We start from the raw sequence: 5,374 nt of genomic DNA, 5'->3' as shown, positions 1-5,374 counted from the left end.
GGCGGCCGCCGGCACCGGCAAGACCTACACGCTCGAACACGCGGTCGTCGACGAGATCCTGTCGGGCCGCGCGACGATCGATCAGATCTTGGTCGTCACCTTCACCGACAAGGCGACCGTCGAGTTGCAGGCGCGCGTGCGGCAGATTCTGCAGCGGCTGCTGGACCTGTCCGGCGGCGACGACGACGCGTCTGACGACGCGTGCTGGATCGTCGACGACGCGGCGCGCGCGCGGCTGGCCGCGGCGCTGGTGTCGTTCGACACGGCGACGATTTCGACGATTCACGGGTTCTGCCGCCGCGTGCTCACCGAGCACGCGTTTGCCAACCGCCAGCTGCTCGAACAGGAGCACGCCGACGGACGCAGCCTGTTCGGCCGCGCATTTCGCGACGTGATCCGCCGCGACGTCGCGCGCAGTCGGCCAGGGCGCGACGTCTTGCGCGCCGTGCTCGCGTCGGGCACCGCGTTCGACGACATCGAGCGCGTGGTGTACGACGTGGCGCGTGCGCGCGCCCGCGTCGAACCGCCGTTCGATGCCGCCGCGGTCGCCGCGGCCATCGCAGGCGTCGATCCGGCGGCGGTGGACTCGATCGCCGGCGACGACCGCGACAACGACCTGGCGCGCGCGCTGGGCAAGGCGCGCGCGACCGGCGACATCGGCGGCGTCCTCGCGGCGATCGACGCCATCGGCCTCGCCGCGTTTCGCAAGTGGGCCGAGCGGCGGGCGGCGGCCGGAGCGCCGGATGCCGCCGCGTGGTGCCGACTCGCGGCCGTCGCCGTGACGCCGATGGCGGCGTTGGTGCAGCTGTGCTGGCGGGCGGCGGCGGACGAGTTCGCCGCGCGCAAGCGCCGGACTGGCAAGTTCGACTTCGACGACATGCTGGGCCGCGTCGACGCGGCGCTGGCGTCGCCGCAGGGTCCGGCGCTGGTCGCGGCGCTGCGCGCGCGCTACCGCGTCGCGTTCATCGACGAGTTTCAGGACACCGACGAACTGCAGTGGCGCATCTTCCGGCGCGTGTTCTTCGAGTCGCCGGACGGGCACCGGCTCGTCGTCATCGGCGATCCGAAGCAGGCCATCTACTCGTTTCGCGGCGCCGACGTCCACGCGTACCTCACGGCGCGCGCCGAGATCGAGGCCGCGGGCGGCGCGGTCGTGCCGCTCGTGGCGTGTTACCGCGCCACCGGCCGGCTGATCGCCGCGTACAACGCGATTCTGCTGCAGGATGACACTCCGCTGTTCACCGGGGCGATCCGCTACGACCATCCGGTGACGTGCGGCCGGCCGGAGGCCAGCGCCACGGACCGCGACGGCCGGCCGGTCACGCCGATTCACCTGTTCCACCTCGGCTGCGAGGACGCGAAATACCGCAGTCGCTCGACCGACGCGCGCGATGCGCTGGCCGTGCGTATCGGCCAGGAGATTCGCGCGATCCTCGACGGCGCGCTGCTCGTCGACGGCGAGCCGGTCGCGGCCAGCGACATCTTCGTCCTCACGCGCAAAACGAACGAGGCCGCGGCGGTCGGCGCGGTCTTGCGGCGGCTCGGCGTGCCCATTGCGTTCTACAAGCAGGAGGGGCTGTTTCAGACCGCCGAGGCCGAGCACATCCTGCGGGTGCTGGCCGCGATCGAGGACCCGCTCGACCGCTCCGCGCGCTACCGCGCATGGCTCACGCCGTTTTTCGACGTGTCGCTCGACGAACTCGAGCGGTGCGCGGCGGTGCCCGGCGATCATCCGCTGATGCAGCGGCTGTTCGCGTGGAAGGCGCTGGCGGACCACAAGCGGTTCGCCGACCTGTTTCAGCGCGTCATCGAGGACAGCGGCATCGTCCGTCGCGAGCTGTTCTTCCGCGACAGCGAGCGCGAGTTGACCAACTACCTGCACATCTTCGAGGTCTTGCTCGAGCACGCGAACGCGACGCGGTGCGGACTGCCGGATCTGGTGGTCGAGCTGCGCCGCCGGCGCGACGACGAGACGGACCGATCCGGCACGCGCGACAACGTCCAGCGCCTCGACACCGAGCGTGCGGCCGTGCAGATCATGACCCTGCACGCGGCCAAGGGGCTCGAGGCCAAGGTCGTGTTCGTCGCGGGCGGGTTCTCGCGGTGTGGGCCGCGCGCGCCGGCGTACGTGACGGTGCACGGCGACGACGGCGCGCGCATCGTCCACTTCGATCCGGACGCGAAGCTGCCGGGTTCCGAGGAGACGGCAAGCGCGCGCGCCGCTCGCGAGGCCAGCGAGGAGGACCAGCGCTTGTGGTACGTGGCGATCACGCGCGCCAAGGCGCGGCTGTATCTGCCGTACTTCGGCCGGTTCGACGCCACCGGCGCATGCCCGGCGCCGGCCGCCGGCGATCTGGTCGCGATCAACCCGGCGCGCGACTGGCCGATCCGCCAGCTCAACGCGCAGCTCGCGCGCATCGTGAGCGGCGAGCGGCCGGTCGCACCGGGGCTGATTTCCCGCGAGGTGTGCGTGGTGCCGGGCGTCCTGCCGGATGCGGACGGCGGCGCCGTCGACGCGCGCGCCGGCGCGTGGGCCGGCCCGCGGACGGTCGATGCGGATGCGGCGGCGCCCGAATATGCGGACGTGCGCGAGGCCGCGCGCGGGCCGTTCGTCACGTCCTACTCGCAGATGAAGGCGGCCGACGCCGGCGGGTTTGCGGTCGCAGTCGACGGGGCCGACGACGAGGTCGCCGGCGCGGGCGCCGACGGGGACGGCGATCTGCCCGGCGGCCGCGCGGTCGGCAGCTTTTTGCACGCCGCGATCGAACAGATCGATCTCGACCGCGTCGGCGTGTCCTACGCGCAGTGGGCGCGGGATCCATCCGTGCACGAGGTGTTCACCGCGGCCGCGCTGCGCTACGGCATCGACCGCGCGCACATCGCGCGGGCCAAGCGTATCGTGCACACCGCGCTGACCGCGCCGGTCGCGCTCGGCGACGACCGCCTCGACGGGGGCCTCGCGTCGGCGGCCGGGCGCGCGAGAGAGATGGAGTTTTCGTTTGCCGTGCCGCGCGCCGGCGGCGGTGTGCGCGGCTTCGTCCGCGGTTTCATCGACTACGTGTTCGAGCACGGCGGCAAGCTGTACTTCGCCGACTGGAAGAGCGACGCGCTCCCGCGCTACACCGCCGGCGCCGTGCGCGACTACGCCGAACAGCGCTACGGGCTGCAGGCGCGCGTCTATACCCTCGCACTCGTGAAGTGGCTCGGCGGCGGCGCGGAGCTGAAGCAAGACGTGTACGCCGGCCGCTTCGGCGGGCTGTTGTACTGTTTCGTTCGCGGCATGCGCGCGACGGGCGACGGCACCGCCGGGATCTACTTCGCTCGCCCGCCGTTTGCCGAGCTGCTCGCATGGCAGGACGAGCTGTACGCCCGCGAGGTGTGGGGGCCGAGGAGCGAGCCGTGACGTTCGTCGACTGGACGCCGCTGGGGACGGCGACCGCGCGGTTTGCGGCGGCTGGACGCAAGTGGGCCGCACCGGCCGGCGAGCCGTTGCCGGCGCGGGGCGCCGATCCGGCCGGCGCCGCCGACGCGGTGGCGACCCTCGAAGACCGCTACCTGGCGTGGGAGCTCGCGCGGCTCGCCGAGCCACTCGAGCCCGACGAGCGCCGGGCGCTGGCGTATCTGGTGCTGGCGGTCCGGGTCGCGGTCGCCAACGGCAGCACGCGCGTGCCGGTTCGCGGCGCGGCGGGCGACCTGGCGGCCGCGATGGCCGCGGTCGGGGCGTCGCCGGCGGACGCGGCCGTCGCCGCCGCGCTGGTCGCGTCGCCGGACCGCGCGCGGCCCGTGCTCGGCACGGCCGACGACCACCGCCCGCTCGTGGTCGATGGCGACTGGTTGTATCCGCACAGGTTGCGCGCGCTCGAGATCGATTTCGTCGCGCGCGTCGCGCCGCGCCTGGGCAAGCGTCCACTGCCCGGTGCCGACGCGGCGGTGGCCGACGTCGTGGCGCGGCCCCCGGTGATCGCCGGCGCGCCGGTCGTGTTGTCCGACGAGCAGCGCGTCGCGGTCGCCGCCGCGCTCGAGCGGCCTCTGGCCGTGATCACCGGCGGGCCCGGCACCGGCAAGACGTCCATCATCGTCGCGATCGTGCGCGCGCTCGTCCGCGCCGGCATCGCGCCGGAGGCGATCGCGCTGGCGGCGCCGACCGGCAAGGCGGCCAACCGGATGGACGAGTCGGTGACGGCCGCGCTCGCGGCGATCGCCGATCCGGCTGTCGCCGACGAGCGGCTCGCCGCGCGCCGTCCGCGCGCGCGCACGCTGCATCGGTTGCTCGGCTATTCGCCCGGGCGCGACCGGTTCGCACACCACGCGGCCAGTCCGGTGGACTGCGACGTCGCGATCGTCGACGAGGGGTCGATGATCGACCTGGCGATGATGGACCGGCTCGTGGCCGCGTTGCGGCCGGACGCGCGGCTGGTCGTCCTTGGCGATGCCGATCAGTTGCCGTCGGTCGACGCGGGCGCGGTGTTCCGCGACCTGGCGGACACCGCGGCGGCCGTACGACTCACGCACAGCTACCGGATGGACGCCGCCGATCCGGCTGGCGCGGCGGTGCTGCAGTTCGCGCAGGCCGTGCGCGCCGGCGACGCCGATCCGCCCGCGGTGCGGCGACGGGCCGCTCGCGTGGCGTTTCGCGGCGCCGAGCGCGTGGCAGACCGCGACCGCGAGGCGCTGCTCGACCGGTGGTATCGCGAGCGGATCGTCGCGCCCGGATTCGAGGCGCGCGCGCGCAAGGTGTACCTGCGAGGCCCGGACGGCCTCGACGAGCGCGACCGCGCCGACCTCGACGCGCTGTTTGCCGCAAGCCGCCGCGGCCGCATCCTCGCGGTGACGCACGAGGCGCCGCGGACCGGCGCCGACTGGATCAACGCCTACTTTCATCGGCGCATCCTCGACGACTTCGGCGGCGCGATTCACGGCGCGACGGCGCTGTATCCCGGCGAGCCGGTGATGGTGCTGCGCAACGACTACGAGCGGGGGCTGTTCAACGGGGACCAGGGCATCGTGTTGCGCGTGGCGGATGCGGGGCGGCGCAGCCATCAGTTCGCCGCGGTATTCGAGCGCGACGGCAAGTACGTCGCATATCCCCTCGATGCGTTGCGGTCCCACGTGGCGTTGGCGTTCGCGATCACCGTGCACAAGGCGCAGGGCTCCGAGTTCGACGAGGTCGTGGTCGTGCTGCCGGAGCGCGCGATGCCGCTGGCGACTCGCGAGTTGGTCTACACGGCGGTGACGCGCGCGCGGCGCTCCGCCGTCGTGGTCGGCAGCGGCGACGTGCTCGCCGCCGCCGCCCAGCGCGGCGTCCGGCGGTTCTCGGGCGTCGCAGAACGGCTCGCCGCGGTGACCGGCGGCGGTCGCGGCTGACGCGAGCGGG

2 protein-coding genes are annotated in these 5,374 nt (G+C 73.6%); both read left to right on the top strand.

Annotated elements, in window-relative coordinates; genetic code table 11:
• A partial coding sequence (locus tag D6689_16065) for a hypothetical protein (GenBank protein ID RMH39595.1) occupies positions 1-3,403 on the top strand: 3,403 nt, incomplete at its 5' end.
• The gene (gene recD, locus D6689_16060; GenBank protein RMH39594.1) at positions 3,349-5,364 is read left to right on the top strand and encodes an exodeoxyribonuclease V subunit alpha; all 2,016 of its coding nucleotides are present in this window, start codon (positions 3,349-3,351) and stop codon (positions 5,362-5,364) included. The genes D6689_16065 and recD, both read left to right, overlap by 55 nt.
• The last annotated feature ends 10 nt before the right edge of the window (positions 5,365-5,374 follow it).

The organism is Deltaproteobacteria bacterium (assembly GCA_003696105.1).
GTDB lineage: Bacteria > Myxococcota_A > Polyangia > Haliangiales > J016 > J016.
The sequence above is the reverse complement of the archived record's forward strand: the minus strand, read 5'-3'. Positions and strand labels throughout refer to the sequence as shown.